We start from the raw sequence: 15315 nt of genomic DNA, 5'->3' as shown, positions 1-15315 counted from the left end.
CCTGTCACTTTTAGGCTGCAAACAGGAAGATGTCGATAGCGGCACTGTAGGTTTAATAAACACCCCTAAAGGGGTTCTGGTTACCCAGCGAGCGCGCTGCACGGGTTGCCATCGCTGTGAAATCTCGTGCACAAACTTTAACGATGGCGCGGTTGGCACCTTTTTCTCCCGTATCAAAATCCATCGTAATTTTTTCTTTGGCGATAAAGGGCCTGGTTCTGGGGGCGGCCTGTATGGCGATCTGAACTATACCGCTGACACCTGCCGCCAGTGTAAAGATCTGCAATGCCTGAAGGTTTGCCCGATTGGTGCGATTACCTGGCAGCAGGAAGAGGGATGTATAACCGTCGATCATAAACGTTGCATTGGTTGTAGCGCCTGTACCACTGCGTGTCCGTGGATGATGGCTACCGTAAATACTGAAACTAAAAAATCGTCGAAATGCGTGTTATGCGGTGAATGCGCAAATGCCTGTCCGACAGGGGCGTTAAAAATTATTGAGTGGAAAGATATTACTGTGTGAATCTTGCAAAGGAAAACATCATGGCTAACGGTTGGACAGGCAATATATTAAGGGTCAATCTCACGACAGGAAATATTACCCGCGAAGATTCCAGTAAGTTTAAAAATTTTGTCGGTGGTATGGGCTTTGGCTACAAAATTATGTATGACGAAGTGCCGCCCGGCACCAAACCTTTCGATGAAGCAAATAAATTAGTCTTTGCTACGGGACCATTAACGGGCTCCGGCGCACCTTGTAGCTCACGTGTAAATATCACCTCACTTTCTACGTTTACCAAAGGTAATTTAGTCGTTGACGCCCATATGGGGGGATTTTTTGCCGCGCAAATGAAATTCGCCGGATACGACGTTATTATTATTGAAGGTAAAGCGAAATCACCCGTCTGGTTAAATATTAAAGATGACAACGTCACCCTCGAAAAAGCAGATTTCTTATGGGGGAAAGGGACGCGGGCTACCACGGAGGAAATTTGTCGTTTAACCAACCAGGAAACCTGTGTGGCGGCCATTGGTCAGGCGGGAGAAAACCTGGTGCCGCTCTCTGGCATGCTGAATAGTCGTAACCACAGTGGCGGCGCAGGAACTGGCGCAATAATGGGCTCCAAAAACCTGAAAGCGATTGCGGTTGAAGGGACAAAGGGGGTCAACATAGCCGATCGTCAGGAAATGAAGCGCCTCAATGACTACATGATGACCGAGCTTATCGGCGCTAATAACAACCATGTGGTGCCGAGTACGCCGCAATCCTGGGCTGAGTATTCAGATCCCAAGTCACGCTGGACGGCACGTAAGGGCCTGTTTTGGGGCGCTGCGGAAGGTGGGCCGATTGAAACGGGCGAGATCCCGCCAGGTAATCAGAATACAGTGGGTTTCCGCACCTATAAATCTGTCTTTGATTTAGGTCCGGCGGCAGAAAAATACACCGTTAAAATGAGCGGCTGTCACTCTTGTCCAATCCGTTGTATGACCCAGATGAACATTCCGCGGGTTAAGGAGTTCGGCGTGCCCAGTACCGGCGGTAATACCTGTGTCGCCAACTTTGTCCATACCACTATCTTCCCAAATGGCCTCAAAGATTTTGAAGATAAAGACGATGGTCGCGTCATTGGTAATCTGGTTGGTCTGAATCTGTTTGATGACTACGGCCTGTGGTGTAACTACGGACAACTGCACCGTGACTTTACGTATTGCTACAGCAAAGGCGTGTTTAAACGCGTTCTTCCTGCCGCTGAGTATGCGGAAATTCGCTGGGATCAACTGGAAGCGGGTGACGTTAACTTCATTAAAGATTTTTATTACCGTCTGGCGCATCGCGTCGGCGAGCTTAGTCACCTGGCCGATGGCTCTTATGCTATCGCGGAGCGCTGGAATTTAGGCGCAGAATATTGGAGCTACGACAAAAATAAACTCTGGTCGCCATTTGGCTATCCGGTACACCATGCCAATGAGGCGTTGGCGCAGGTTGGTTCTATCGTTAACTGTATGTTCAACCGTGACTGCATAACGCACACGCACATCAACTTTATTGGCTCCGGTTTGCCGTTGAAATTGCAACGTGAAGTCGCAAAAGAGCTATTTGGTTCTGAAGATGCCTATGATGAAACCAAAAACTACACGCCAGTCAATGACGCGAAAATTAAATATGCCAAGTGGTCGCTGTTACGCGTTTGTTTACACAATGCCGTCACCTTATGCAACTGGGTCTGGCCAATGACTGTTTCGCCGTTGAAAAGTCGTAATTATCGGGGCGATCTTGCGCTTGAAGCAAAATTCTTCAAAGCGATTACTGGCGAAGATATGACCCAGGAAAAATTAGATTTAGCAGCTGAACGTATCTTTACGCTACATCGCGCCTACACGGTGAAACTGATGCAAACCAAAGATATGCGTAATGAGCACGATCTTATCTGCTCATGGGTATTCGACAAAGATCCGCAGATTCCGGCGTTTACCGAAGGCACTGACAAAATGGAGCGGGACGATATGCGCGACTCGCTTACGCTGTTTTACAAAGAAATGGGCTGGGACCCGCAACTGGGTTGCCCAACGCGGGAAACATTGCAGCGATTGGGACTGGACGATATTGCCGCCGATCTGGCTGCGCACAACCTGCTACCGGCATAAGGAATGGGTGATATGGGCCATCAGGATGTGTTGCCGATACAGGAAGTTAGCGAAATTGATGAGGCTAAGCGTCAATGGTTGCACAGTATGCGTCAGCCCGATGCCCCAGTGGACGAAGACGTAGCAGAGCCGGAGCCGACCGAAATTCTGGCGGCGTTTATCCGCCAGCATTCGGTCGCGGGTCAACTGGTTGCTCGCGCCATGTTCCTGTCGCCGCCATATTCGGTTGCTGAAGAGGATCTTTCTGCTTTGCTGGAAAGCATACGCCAGAATGCAGACTACGCGGATATCGTCTGTATGACGGGTAGCAAAGATGATTATTACTACTCCACGCAGACCATGAGTGAAAACTATACCGCGATGTTGCTGCAGGTTGTGGAGCAGGACATCTGTCGGGCCATTGCGCATGCAGTTCGCTTTGAGTGCCAGACGTATCCGCGTCCATACAAGGCAGCCATGTTGATGCAAGCACCATATTCCTTTCAGGAAGCGCAGATTGACGCTGCACTCTCTGCGATGGATATCGCCCCTGAATATGCTGATATACGTCACGTAGAGTCATCGACAGCAGTATTGTACTTGTTTAGCGAGCGGTTTATGAGCTATGGCAAAGCTTATGGCTTATGCGAATGGTTCGAGGTTGAGCAGTTTCAGAATCCCTGAGATTTCAGGGAGATATCATGGACAGAGTGGACAGTCGCAGCCACAGCATTAGAGGATAATTAGATGTCCTTCACTCGACGCAAATTTGTTCTGGGGATGGGAACAGTAATCTTTTTTACTGGATCAGCGCCGTCTCTGTTAGCGAACGCCAGGCAAGCAGAAAAAGTTCGGTACGCCATGATTCACGATGAGTCACGATGCAATGGTTGTAATATTTGCGCCCGGGCATGTCGCAAAACGAACCATGTACCGGCGCAAGGGAGCCGTTTGTCTATCGCACATATTCCTGTCACCGATAACAATAACGAAACGCTGTATCATTTCTTTCGCCAGTCCTGTCAGCACTGTGAGGATGCTCCCTGTATTGATGTTTGCCCGACAGGGGCATCGCGGCGCGATGAGCAAGGGATCGTGCGAGTGGAAAAATCGCAGTGCATTGGCTGTAGTTATTGTATTGGGGCTTGTCCGTATCAGGTTCGATACCTTAATCCGTTGACCAAAGTGGCGGATAAATGTGATTTCTGCGCCGAGACCCGGCTGGCAAAAGGCTTTCCGCCCATTTGTGTCAGCGCTTGCCCGGAACATGCCTTGCTCTTTGGTCGTGAAGATAGCCCAGAAATTCAGGCATGGTTACAGGAAAATAAATACTATCAATATCAACTGCCGGGCGCAGGAAAGCCGCATCTGTATCGTCGGTTCGGTCAACATTTGATTAAAAAGGAAAATGTATGAACCCGTCGCAAAATGCCGAACAGTTTCAGAGCCAGTTAGCGAACTATGTGCCACAGTTTTCTGCGGAGTTCTGGCCCGTGTGGCTGGTGCTGGGATTGCATGCCTTGCTTCGTGCCCGTGGCGTAAAGAAACCTTCCTCTGATCATGGTGAGAAGGTTTATCTCTACAGCAAGGCTGTCAGATTATGGCACTGGTCGAACGCGTTACTTTTTTTGTTACTGCTGGCGAGTGGGTTTATCAACCATTTTGCACTGGTCAGCGTTACGGTCGTCAAAAGTCTGGTTGCGGTTCATGAGGTTTGTGGGTTTTTGTTGTTGGTATGTTGGTTTGGCTTCGTTCTGATTAATGCCGTTGGCGGTAATGGTCATCACTATATTATTCGTCGTCAGGGCTGGCTGGGACGAGTGGTTAAACAAACGCGATTTTATTTGTTTGGCATCATGCAGGGGGAGTCACATCCTTTTCCGGCGACTGTGCAGTCTAAATTTAATCCGCTACAACAGGCGGCTTATTTGGGCGTGATGTATGGGCTATTGCCATTGTTGTTATTAACGGGATTACTTTCTCTCTATCCGCAAACTGTAGGCAGCCTTTTTCCCGGCGTAAGATACTGGTTATTACAAGCGCATTTTGCCCTGGCATTTATGAGTTTCTTTTTTATCTTCGGCCATCTCTATCTTTGCACGACGGGACGCACACCGGGCGAAACCTTCAAATGTATGGTAGATGGTTATCATCGGCATTAACGGATGATCATTACGCGAACGGATCTACGGGAGTGGTGCATCGGGGCAGTAATGTACCGATGGTTTCTACGTCGCTTCCCTGAGGGGGGAAGTTATGCCGATATTCACCATGCGCTGATCGCTGAAGGCTTTACTGACTGGGCGGATAGTCTGGTTGAGTACGCATGGAAAAAATGGCTGACGGACGAAAATTTTGCCCGTCAGGATATTTTCGCGATGCAAAAGTTGGCTAACGAGCCTGAGGAAAATGTATTTTGCGGTCAGTTTGCCAGTGCGGATGATAACGCCCGAACAGGATGTTGCGACGATAACGTCAGAATAGTTACCGCAGGGTATGCAGCGCAAATTGCCAGTATGGGTTATAGCGTGCGGATGGGCAGTGTGGGCTTTAACAGCCATATTGGTAGTTCAGGAGAACGTGCTCGCGTGGCGGTGGCGGGTAATTCAACACGGATCAGCAGTGCCGGAGACAGTAGCCGTATTGCGAACAGCGGAATGCGGGTACGCGTATGCACATTGGGTGAACGGTGCCATATCGCCAGTAATGGCGATATGGTGCAGATAGTCAGTTTTGGCGCTAGCGCGAAGATTGCCAATAGCGGTGACAATGTCCACATCATTGCCAGTGGTGAAAATTCAACAGTTGTCAGCACGGGCTCGGTGGACTCAATTATTCTCGGACCGGGCGGCAGTGCAGCGCTGGCATATCATGACGGGGAAAGAGTTCGCTTCGCTGTTGCCATCGAAGGCGAGGATAATATTCGCGCCGGAGTCCGCTACCGCCTCAATGAGCAGCATCAGTTTGTTGAGTGCTGATATCTCCTCAATTCCTGGGCAAACCGTCAGCGCCAGGACATAACAAGGTTGTCGGGGAAAAGATCAGGAGAGCTTTGCCTGATTGATTTGACTCAATGACGTATTGACGTCAAACACTTTGGCAATCACTTCATTGACGCCGAGATGTTTCAGGCGGGCTGTATGTTTGTCCAGATAGGCAAGAGCGCTTTTCTCATCAGTAAAAAGATAGATCCCTCCGGCTTCGTGGTTTTTCTCACTTTCCGTCCACACCTTCCACAAGAAACCGGGTTCCTGGTTAATCGATTCGGCAAGCGGTTTAAGCTGTTCTGCCATTTCGTCGCCAAAGGGGCCATTAAAGGCAAAGTGAAGTTGTAATAAAGTTGCCATTGCTATTTTCCTTCTGATAACACATACAGAAACAGTGTAAATCTTTTAACGCGTTGAATACAGAAGATAAATAGAGGAAAAAGAAGAGGAGACCAGACTAAGATAATCTGGTGCGTCCGAGTGGACTCGAACCACCGACCCCCACCATGTCAAGGTGGTGCTCTAACCAACTGAGCTACGGACGCAATATGGTGCGTTCAATTGGACTCGAACCAACGACCCCCACCATGTCAAGGTGGTGCTCTAACCAGCTGAGCTATGAACGCAACGTTGTAGGTGACAACGGGGACGAATATTAGCGACAGAGTGGGAAGGTGGCAAGAGGCAAAATGTAATTTTCTTCGGTATTTCGACCGTTTGCAGAGCTTTTAAGCAAATTGGCTATATTTTGTTGATTTTCAAGGGGGGCTCAGAGTTATATTTACATTTGCTGCTATCAAATACTTCGCTCATCTGGATGTATGCAGGGGGGGCCACGATCTCAATTCTATCGTGGATTAATCCGTCATAGCCTTTACACTTAGTTAGCGATAAGGGCACACAGATGCAGCAAAGGAATAAATCATGGGATCTGATGCAAAAAATTTGATGAGCGATGGGAAAGTGCACATTGTTCATGCTGGCGAAGTTATTAGTGCGACTCAACTTACCGATGGCGAGTTGATTGTCGAGGCGGGCGGAAGAGCAGAAAACACTGTAGTAACTGGCGCCGGTTGGCTGAAAGTGGAAGCCGGCGGTGTTGCCAAAGGTACGCAATATGCCAATGATGGCACGTTGTCCGTAAATGATGGCGCAATTGCTACTGATATCGTCCAGTCTGACTGTGGGGCATTAAGCCTCTCAACGCTTGCCACTGTTAATGGTCGCCATCCTGAAGGTGAGTTTAGCGTTGATCAAGGCTATGCCTGCGGTTTATTGCTGGAAAATGGCGGTAATTTACGTGTTCTGACTGGTCACCGGGCAGAAAAAATCATCCTCGACCAGGGCGGTGGTCTGCTGGTCAACGGGACAACGTTTGCAGCCGTGGTAGATGACGGCGGTGAATTGCTGGTTTACCCAGGCGGGGAGGCCATCAATTGTGAGATTAATCACGGCGGCGTCTTTATGCTGGCAGGAAGAGCCAGTAATACAAGCCTTACGAGCGGCGCTATGAATAATCTGGGGGGCGAAGACCAAAATACGAATGTTGAAAACGGAGCGGTTTATCGCCTGGGAACGGATGGCCTACAGCTCTATAGCTCTGGTAAGACTAAAGATCTGACCGTTAACGCCGGAGGTCGGGTTGAAATTCATGCCGGAACGCTGGAAAACGCGGCAATCAAGGGCGGCACAGTGATTGTGATGTCACCGACCAGCGCAGACGATAAGTTTGTCGTAGAAGAAGATTGTGCGCCGGTTGAGTTAATGGGCAGCGTTACCGTACAAGAGGGGAGCTCTTTGATTATCGGTTACGGCGCTGACTTACAGCAGTCAACAGTGACAGTCCAGCAGGGCGGTGTGTTGATTCTCGACGGAAGTACGGTAAAAGGTGACGATGTCACTTTTCGTGTTGGTGAGTTAAATCTTGATGATGGAACGGTGTGGCTGATCACTTCGGCGGCAACGCGTGTGCAATTGAAAGTGAAACGCCTGCGCGGAAAAGGAACGGTTTGCCTGCAAACCAGTGCGAAAGAGATTTCACCAGAGTTCATTGGTGTGAAAGGGGAAGTGAGCGGCAATATTCACGTTGAAATAACAGACGCCAGCCGGCAACCTATCTGCGCCGCGCATAAATTGCAGCCGGATGCAGACGGTATTGGCGCTACTCTCCAGCCTGCGTAAAAAATAAGGCGCAATCGTTGCCGATTGCGCCTGTCTTTATTAGCGAGCTGCGCGTTGCAGAATCGTTGCTGACGGCAAACGTTGCAGGAAACGCATACGCAACATCATCATAATGGCCGCCGACGTCAGACCGATGATAAAGCCGATCCAGAAACCTGCAGGTCCCATTGGTTTAACCACCAGATCGGTCAGTGCCAGAATGTAGCCGCTCGGCAGGCCCAACACCCAATACGCGATAAAGGTGATATAGAAAATAGAACGCGTATCTTTATAACCACGCAAAATCCCGCTGCCAATTACCTGTATAGAATCAGAAATCTGATACACCGCCGCCAGCAACATTAAATGCGCTGCCAGCGTTACAACTTCAGGATTATCGTTATACAGCAGGGCGATTTGCTCCCGCAGTGATACAGTAAAGATCGCTGTTAGCGTCGCCATACAAACGCCAACCATAAGCCCGGTCCGTGCGGCGGTTTGTGCATCTGATGTCGAACCCTGACCCAGACGGTAACCTACGCGGATAGTAACCGCCGCCGCCAGCGACATTGGCAGAACGAACATCAGCGAGCTGAAGTTCAGGGCAATCTGATGGCCTGCCACATCAACAATACCGAGCGGAGATACCAACAGTGCCACTACCGCAAACAGCGTCACTTCAAAGAATAGCGCCAGCGCAATAGGTAAACCAAGTTGTACCAGTCGTTTCATTACTGCCGGATCAGGTCTGGCGGTACCTGTTTCGTTACGAATATCACGCATTGAGCGTGCGTGTTTAATGTAGGAAAGCATGGCGAGGAACATCACCCAGTAAACAGCCGCAGTTGCTACGCCACAACCGACGCCGCCGAGTTCCGGCATGCCAAAATGGCCATAGATAAAGATATAGTTCACCGGAATGTTAACCAGCAGGCCAATAAAGCCCATCACCATCCCTGGTTTGGTTTTTGCCAGTCCCTCGCACTGGTTACGTGCGACCTGGAAAAACAGGTAGCCAGGCGCGCCCCACAGCAACGCACGCAGATAACCTACCGCTTTGTCTGCCAGCGCTGGATCGATATTTTGCATAGAGCGGATAATATAGCCCGCATTCCACAGCACCAGCATAATGAGTACGGAAACAAAGCCAGCCAGCCAGAAGCCTTGTCGCACCTGATGCGCAATACGTTCACGTCGCCCGGAACCATTTAGTTGGGCAATGACCGGCGTTAACGCCAGCAACAGGCCATGACCAAAAAGAATTGCCGGAAGCCAGATAGAGGTACCGATAGCAACCGCCGCCATGTCGGTAGCGCTATAGCCGCCAGCCATAACGGTATCGACAAAACCCATCGCGGTTTGGGCGATTTGCGCGAGAATCACCGGGATAGCTAATGCTAATAACAGACGCGCTTCATTGATATACTTCTGCACGTAAACACCTTTTATATTGTTGTTATATGAGAGACTAAAAAGCCGCCTGAATGGGCAGCAAAAAGAAGAAGCAGGGGAATTCCGGTCTATTGTAGCGAGGATTTATTAATTCTCCAGTGAAAAAATAGCCATTCTGATCCCTTCACTGGTAAGGGCGTTTTCCACCTGCTATTGTGCTGAACAGAATATCTTAACTGAATTCAGGAGTTGTAAGTATGTTTACGGGGATTGTGCAGGGCACCGCTAAACTGGTGTCGATAGATGAGAAACCCAATTTTCGTACCCATGTGGTGGAGTTACCCGACCATATGCTGAATGGACTGGAGACGGGGGCGTCTGTGGCGCATAACGGTTGTTGCCTGACCGTAACGGAAATTAATGGCAACCGCATCAGTTTTGATCTGATGAAAGAAACGTTGCGGATTACCAATCTTGGTGATTTAAAGGTTGGAGATTGGGTAAACGTGGAACGCGCGGCTAAATTCAGCGATGAAATTGGCGGGCATTTAATGTCAGGTCATATTATGACCACCGCAGAAGTAACGAAAATATTAACTTCGGAAAATAATCGTCAGATCTGGTTCAAAGTGCAAGATACGCAATTGATGAAATATATCCTGTATAAAGGATTTATTGGTATCGACGGTATTAGTCTGACGGTAGGCGAAGTGACGCCAACCCGTTTCTGCGTGCATTTAATTCCAGAAACGCTGGAACGTACTACGCTCGGTAAGAAAAAACTTGGCGCACGGGTCAACATCGAAATCGATCCGCAAACCCAGGCGGTGGTGGATACGGTGGAACGTGTACTGGCGGCGCGGGAAAACGCTATGAATCAGCCGGATACTGAAGCCTGACTTTAAGATGAAATCGCCCCCAGAGCGGGGGCGATAAAATAACGCTTAGCGTGCGACACGGAGGCCGTTTTCAACCCCGCGAGAGAACACCACCTGCCAGAGCTGAATATCACGCGCACGGAAAGCGCCTGCGCAAGCATTCAGATAATAGGTAAACATTCGTTTAAAGCGTTCACTGTAATTATCAGCAATTTCAGGCCATGCAGCGAGGAATCGCTCATACCAGGCCATTAATGTGGTGTCATAGTCGGCGCCGAAGTTATGCCAGTCTTCCATCACAAAGTGAGGTTCGCTGGCGCGTGCAATCTGTCGAACAGATGGCAGGCAACCGTTCGGAAAAATATATTTATTAATCCATGGATCAACATTTAGATCTGTTTTTTTCGACCCGATAGTATGCAGCAGGAAAATACCCTCCGGCTTCAGATTACGATCCACAACCTCAAAATAGGTATCGTAATTCTTCGGTCCGACGTGCTCGAACATCCCAACAGAAACAATGCGGTCAAATTGATCGTTCAGATCACGATAATCTTGCAGCAAAATGGTGACATCCAGACCTTTGCAGCGCTCCTGGGCCATTTTCTGCTGTTCAGCAGAAATCGTGACGCCAACCACGCTCACGTCATATTTGGACGCCATATAGTGCGCCAGTCCGCCCCAGCCACAGCCAATATCCAGCACACGCATGCCCGGTTTTAACTGTAACTTTTCACAGATCATTTTGAGCTTCGCTTGCTGGGCAGATTCCAGATTATCGGCATCTTTCCAGTAAGCGCAGGAATACTGCATGAAGGGGTCCAGCATACGGCTGAATAAATCATTGCCAAGATCGTAATGCTCTTTACCGACTATCCAGGCACGTTTTTTACTTTGTAGATTGAAGAGACGCGCGGCAGCGATGCGTAATGTGTCCTTGAAATGATGAGGGAGTTGGTTTTCGAGACCTGCGCGTAAGACCTTGCTAAAAAACATATCCAGTCGGTCACATTCCCACCAGCCATCCATATAACTTTCGCCTAACCCCAGCGAACCTTCCTGCAGAACGCGTTTAAAAAAATCGGGGTTTTTAACACGAATATCTGCCGGGGCAGGGCCGTTAATCGCAATGCCTGCACGGCTGAGTAATTCGTTGGCGATACGATACCAGTTGTCATCCGGTACACTGACTTCTTCTATACACGATGAACTCATAGTTTCTCCATCACTGGTCGGTGATCAGAACCTTAAAACAGCGTAGACGCTTTTTTGGCTTTGTGAGAAATCCCGCAGAAAAAAACCGCGAGTCTATAATCCGACGTAGAACAGAGGGAAAGGAGGAACCCTTGCCGAAATGACCATCCATAGTGAGTCGGGAACACTCCTGTCCCCGTAAAAACATAATATTTATCGTAATCTTAACAACCGGAATTTAGTATAGGCCGCTAATTTCAATTATACAACAAAATTTTGTTAGCAGCCTAACCATAAAGATATCGATATAGATCAATGCGATTCGCTATGCGCAGCTTCGGTGCTGCCATGAGGTTGACAGTCAGGTTCTTCGCGACGTTGCATCATATAGCCCAGGCCAACCAGGGCCACCGTTGCTAACATCACGCTGGTGGTGGTAAATAACGGCGTACTGACGCTAATAAGCCAGGAAACCACCAGACTTGCGAGGAAGCACAGTCCCAGTTGCAGTGTATTTTGCAGTGCTGCAGCGCGTCCGGTTGCATGTGGGAAGGGACGCAGCGCCCGGGCGACAACAATCGGGTAGATCGCGCCATTGGCAACAGCCATCACACAGAATGGGATCAGAATTTCGGCCAGTGAAACATGGCTAATGAAGCCAGCAGCCCAGGTTGCCACAACGCTGACAGCAAACAGTACCAACAGCCATGGTAACAGTTGCTTGCCTTGCCATTTCTGCAATGCTGCACGACAGCCATAACCACCAATCAGAAACGCGATAGTTTGCGGGACATAACTTAAACCAATGACCGCCGGGCTGTAGCCCATCTCGCTAAGAATGAACGGAGAACCGGTTAGCCACGCAAAAAAACTGGCTGAACAGGCTGCATAAATCAGCACGTTTCCACGATAGATTTTAGAACGCAGCAGATCGGTAAAGGTCAGCGAATCCTGGCTATTATTACGCGTTTTCGTGGTGGGTTTAAGCCAGAAAATAGGCAAAATCAGCACCACGGTAATAGCAAACAGGGTGGCGAAAATGGCCTGCCAGGAGAAATGAACCAACAACCAGCTACCTAACAGAGGCGCCAGAGCAGGAGAAAGCCCAACCAGCGGCATGATGGTTGCAAAAATGCGATTCACTTTTTGTGAAGGATAGTAGTCCGTCACCAATGCTTGCCAGATAACTGCCGCGGCACAGACCCCAACAGCCTGTACAAAACGCAATACCAGCAGGGTGGCGGCGTTTTCTACCCACAGCATGCCTAAACTACCCAGAGCAAAAATCGTTAAACCGATTAGTAACACGGGCTTACGACCATAACGGTCAGAGAGCGGCCCCCATAGAAGCTGGGCAGCGGCGAAACCAGCAAGGAACAGACTAAGGCTGGCACTGACGGCAGACGCAGGCGTTTGCAGATCGGCCTGAATGGCGGCAAAAGCGGGCAGATACATATCGGTTGCCAGAAAACCGAGTACGCTCAAACCCGCCAGCCAGACTAAAAATCTTTTCCCAGGTTGCATGTATATTCTCTAAATTCCTCAATTAAACACCGCCGCAAAGTGTAGGGAGTGAAATTCCTGTTGTGAAACGGTAATATTTGATGACTGGTTTCAAAAATTTTGCAGGCAAACTATGTGGTCAGAATATTCTCTCGAAGTTGTTGATGCGGTAGCGCGAAATGGCAGTTTTAGCGCTGCAGCCCAGGAGTTGCATCGCGTTCCTTCCGCTGTCAGCTATACCGTGCGTCAACTGGAGGAGTGGCTGGCGGTGCCGCTTTTTGAGCGCCGTCACCGTGATGTGGAATTGACCGCTGCCGGAGCGTGGTTTTTAAAAGAGGGGCGTTCTGTTGTCAAAAAAATGCAGATCACCCGCCAGCAATGTCAGCAAATTGCCAACGGCTGGCGCGGACAGTTAGCCATCGCGGTGGATAATATTGTCAGGCCAGAGCGTACTCGTCAGTTGATCGTTGATTTTTATCGCCACTTTGATGACGTCGAGCTTCTGGTTTTTCAGGAGGTATTTAATGGCGTCTGGGATGCGCTTTCCGACGGGCGTGTCGAACTGGCGATTGGCGCGACACGAGCGATTCCGGTCGGGGGACGTTATGCCTTCCGTGATATGGGGATGTTAAGCTGGAGTTGCGTTGTCGCCAGCCATCATCCACTGGCGTCTATGGCGGGGCCGTTCAGCGATGATACGTTGCGCAATTGGCCGTCATTGGTGCGCGAGGACACCTCACGAACGTTGCCAAAACGTATTACCTGGCTGCTGGATAACCAAAAAAGACTTGTAGTGCCTGACTGGGAGTCGTCAGCAACGTGTATTTCCGCTGGATTGTGTATTGGCATGGTGCCGACGCATTTCGCCAAACCGTGGCTTAACGAGGAGAAATGGGTAGCACTGGAACTGGAAAATCCATTCCCTGATTCGGCATGTTGTCTGACCTGGCAGCAGAATGATATGTCACCAGCATTGACCTGGCTGCTGGACTATCTGGGGGACAGCGAGACTCTTAATAAGGAGTGGCTACGGGAACCGGAAGAGGCTCCCGTAGTGAACGATTAGCGACGGTAGTCGCGGAACGGGCCGTCAGCTACGGAGCGGCGTTCAATAAGGCGTGGATGAACTTCAATGGACTGCGGTTCTTCGCGTTTGTTGACGATACGATCCAACAGCATGTTGAATGCCGTTTCACCCAGTGAATCTTTCGGCTGATGGATAGTGGTCAACGCCGGGGTAAAATAACGAGCGTTGCGCACATTATCATAACCGATCAGCGAAACATCCTGCGGCACGCGCAGACCCATTTCGTCAGCGGCGCAGAGTGCGCCCATCGCCATAATATCGCCACCACAGAAGACGGCAGTAGGGCGGTGTGATTGCGACAGGATTTGCTGCATGGCGCGATAACCGGATTCCGGTTCAAAGTCACCTTGTACAATCCAGTTTTCCGGTACCTTGATCATGGCTTCTTCCATTGCCTTCATAAAGCCAGCCAGACGGCCAGCACCGGTGTTGCGCTCCAGAGGGCCAGGAATAACGCCGATTTCGCGATGGCCGCGTTCAATCAGATAGCGTCCAGCCATGTAGCCGCCTTCAAACGCGTTATCGATGACCGCATCGGTAAAATCTGCTTTTGCTTCCCCCCAGTCCATCACCACCATCGGAATATGACGGTACTCTTCCAGCATTGCCAGTAGCGGTTCTGGATACTCAGAACACATGACCAGAAGGCCATCAACGCGTTTTTGCGCCATCATCGACAGATAGGCACGCTGTTTCTCAAGATTGTTCCACGCATTACCCAGAATCAGGGTATAGCCTTTCTGGAAGCAATTTTTTTCAACTGCTTCAATAATTTCGGCAAAATAGGCCGCTTCGCTGCTGGTCGCCAGCAAACCGATAGACTTGGTGTGGTTAACCTTCAGGCTACGCGCCACCGCGCTAGGGGAATAGTGTAATTCTTTAATCGCTGCCCACACGGCATTGCGCGTTTCTTCAGCGACGAAACGTGTTTTGTTAATTACGTGTGATACAGTTGTAGTGGAAACGTTTGCTCGTTTCGCTACATCTTTTATTGTTGCCATTCCATTTCACTCCAGACCCTAACTTCAGCTCCTGCAAAATCGCAAGGTAAACGTTTGCCTTTACACACCTTACGCACAACAAAAATGTTGCGGTACGCCGAAAAAACGACACGGAGCGTCAGAAAGGGGTCAATGGCCAGTACGCAAATAGTATAAGCGTGGAATTTTGGCCGATCTTGACGAAAAGGGGAAGTGGTAAAAGCACTTATCATAATAAATGCCGGGAGATTTTTTTATCGCAGTGTGTAAAAATGCGTAATATCACTTTTTGTGGGGTAATAAGAAAGGAGAAAACTTGATGAGCACCGACCTTAAATTTTCACTGGTAACAACTATTATCGTTCTGGGTTTGATCGTGGCCGTGGGTCTGACAGCCGCGCTGCACTGATTTCCTCCCGAGGGAGCTTATGTTCCCTCACATCCTCTTTCCTTTGTTAGCAAAATGACCGAGCGTTCAGTTAATGGTTTTGTTACTGCTGATGTTTGGG

The 15315-nt window shown here is 49.5% G+C and carries 15 protein-coding genes and 2 tRNA genes; 10 read left to right on the top strand and 7 right to left on the bottom strand.

Annotation, left to right across the window (positions count from 1 at the left end; translation table 11 throughout):
• The 6 genes from EA14781_RS18140 to ydhT all read left to right on the top strand — a co-directional run.
• The coding region (locus EA14781_RS18140; RefSeq protein ID WP_042326906.1) for a ferredoxin-like protein at positions 1 to 523 on the top strand (523 nt) is incomplete at its 5' end.
• A 20-nt stretch (positions 524 to 543) separates the two neighbouring features.
• Positions 544 to 2646, top strand: a complete 2103-nt coding sequence (locus EA14781_RS18135; protein WP_001273567.1) for an aldehyde ferredoxin oxidoreductase — start codon at positions 544 to 546, stop codon at positions 2644 to 2646.
• Positions 2647 to 2658: 12 nt separating this feature from the next.
• Positions 2659 to 3309: a YdhW family putative oxidoreductase system protein gene (locus EA14781_RS18130; RefSeq protein ID WP_000509962.1), complete on the top strand. Its 651-nt coding sequence runs from the start codon at positions 2659 to 2661 to the stop codon at positions 3307 to 3309.
• 63 nt (positions 3310 to 3372) lie between these two features.
• The gene (locus tag EA14781_RS18125) at positions 3373 to 4041 is read left to right on the top strand and encodes a 4Fe-4S dicluster domain-containing protein (protein ID WP_000011155.1); all 669 of its coding nucleotides are present in this window, start codon (positions 3373 to 3375) and stop codon (positions 4039 to 4041) included.
• Positions 4038 to 4787 (top strand): thiosulfate reductase cytochrome B subunit, encoded by a 750-nt coding sequence (phsC, locus tag EA14781_RS18120; RefSeq protein ID WP_001070021.1) that lies wholly within the window; start codon positions 4038 to 4040, stop codon positions 4785 to 4787. The genes EA14781_RS18125 and phsC overlap by 4 nt, the downstream gene beginning before the upstream one ends.
• Positions 4788 to 4790: 3 nt before the next feature.
• Positions 4791 to 5603, top strand: coding sequence for a protein YdhT (gene ydhT, locus EA14781_RS18115; RefSeq protein ID WP_024164802.1), 813 nt, complete (start codon positions 4791 to 4793; stop codon positions 5601 to 5603).
• Between the two features lie 63 nt (positions 5604 to 5666).
• Here ydhT and EA14781_RS18110 read toward each other — a convergent pair whose 3' ends face one another.
• The 3 genes from EA14781_RS18110 to EA14781_RS18100 form a co-directional block, all read right to left on the bottom strand.
• Positions 5667 to 5972, bottom strand: coding sequence for a monooxygenase (locus tag EA14781_RS18110; protein WP_000212669.1), 306 nt, complete (start codon positions 5970 to 5972; stop codon positions 5667 to 5669).
• Positions 5973 to 6080: 108 nt separating this feature from the next.
• Positions 6081 to 6157: transfer RNA gene (locus EA14781_RS18105), tRNA-Val, on the bottom strand.
• Positions 6158 to 6161: 4 nt separating this feature from the next.
• Positions 6162 to 6238 (bottom strand) — tRNA-Val (locus EA14781_RS18100).
• Between the two features lie 298 nt (positions 6239 to 6536).
• Here EA14781_RS18100 and EA14781_RS18095 point away from each other — a divergent pair.
• Positions 6537 to 7793 (top strand): AIDA repeat-containing protein, encoded by a 1257-nt coding sequence (locus EA14781_RS18095; protein ID WP_000534230.1) that lies wholly within the window; start codon positions 6537 to 6539, stop codon positions 7791 to 7793.
• A 39-nt stretch (positions 7794 to 7832) separates the two neighbouring features.
• Here the strand turns inward: EA14781_RS18095 and mdtK are convergent, their stop codons facing one another.
• Entirely contained in the window at positions 7833 to 9206 is a 1374-nt protein-coding gene (gene mdtK, locus EA14781_RS18090) for a multidrug efflux MATE transporter MdtK (protein ID WP_001174928.1), read from the bottom strand.
• 215 nt (positions 9207 to 9421) lie between these two features.
• Between mdtK and EA14781_RS18085 the strand changes: the two genes are divergently transcribed.
• Positions 9422 to 10063 carry a riboflavin synthase gene (locus EA14781_RS18085; protein WP_000493957.1) on the top strand — a complete coding sequence of 214 codons (642 nt, stop codon included), beginning with the start codon at positions 9422 to 9424 and terminating at the stop codon, positions 10061 to 10063.
• 45 nt (positions 10064 to 10108) lie between these two features.
• On the opposite strand, the gene cfa is transcribed toward EA14781_RS18085, so the two are convergent.
• Together cfa and punC are read right to left on the bottom strand one after the other, a co-directional pair.
• The gene (gene cfa / locus EA14781_RS18080; RefSeq protein WP_000098884.1) at positions 10109 to 11257 is read right to left on the bottom strand and encodes a cyclopropane fatty acyl phospholipid synthase; all 1149 of its coding nucleotides are present in this window, start codon (positions 11255 to 11257) and stop codon (positions 10109 to 10111) included.
• 291 nt (positions 11258 to 11548) lie between these two features.
• Positions 11549 to 12760 (bottom strand): purine nucleoside transporter PunC, encoded by a 1212-nt coding sequence (gene punC, locus EA14781_RS18075; RefSeq protein WP_001182373.1) that lies wholly within the window; start codon positions 12758 to 12760, stop codon positions 11549 to 11551.
• 112 nt (positions 12761 to 12872) lie between these two features.
• Between punC and punR the strand changes: the two genes are divergently transcribed.
• Complete coding sequence (gene punR, locus EA14781_RS18070; RefSeq protein ID WP_000269485.1) at positions 12873 to 13805, top strand: DNA-binding transcriptional activator PunR; 933 nt, start codon at positions 12873 to 12875, stop codon at positions 13803 to 13805.
• Here punR and purR read toward each other — a convergent pair.
• Positions 13802 to 14827 carry an HTH-type transcriptional repressor PurR gene (gene purR / locus EA14781_RS18065; protein ID WP_000190979.1) on the bottom strand — a complete coding sequence of 342 codons (1026 nt, stop codon included), beginning with the start codon at positions 14825 to 14827 and terminating at the stop codon, positions 13802 to 13804. The two genes, punR and purR, sit on opposite strands and share 4 nt — an antisense overlap.
• 298 nt (positions 14828 to 15125) lie before the next feature.
• Between purR and cydH the strand changes: the two genes are divergently transcribed.
• Positions 15126 to 15215: a cytochrome bd-I accessory subunit CydH gene (cydH, locus tag EA14781_RS18060; protein ID WP_000102278.1), complete on the top strand. Its 90-nt coding sequence runs from the start codon at positions 15126 to 15128 to the stop codon at positions 15213 to 15215.
• Positions 15216 to 15315: the final 100 nt, after the last annotated feature.

The organism is Escherichia albertii NBRC 107761 = DSM 17582, from assembly GCF_000759775.1.
Lineage (GTDB): Bacteria > Pseudomonadota > Gammaproteobacteria > Enterobacterales > Enterobacteriaceae > Escherichia > Escherichia albertii.
Note: the sequence above shows the minus strand (reverse complement) of the source record. Positions and strands in the feature narration are given on the sequence as shown.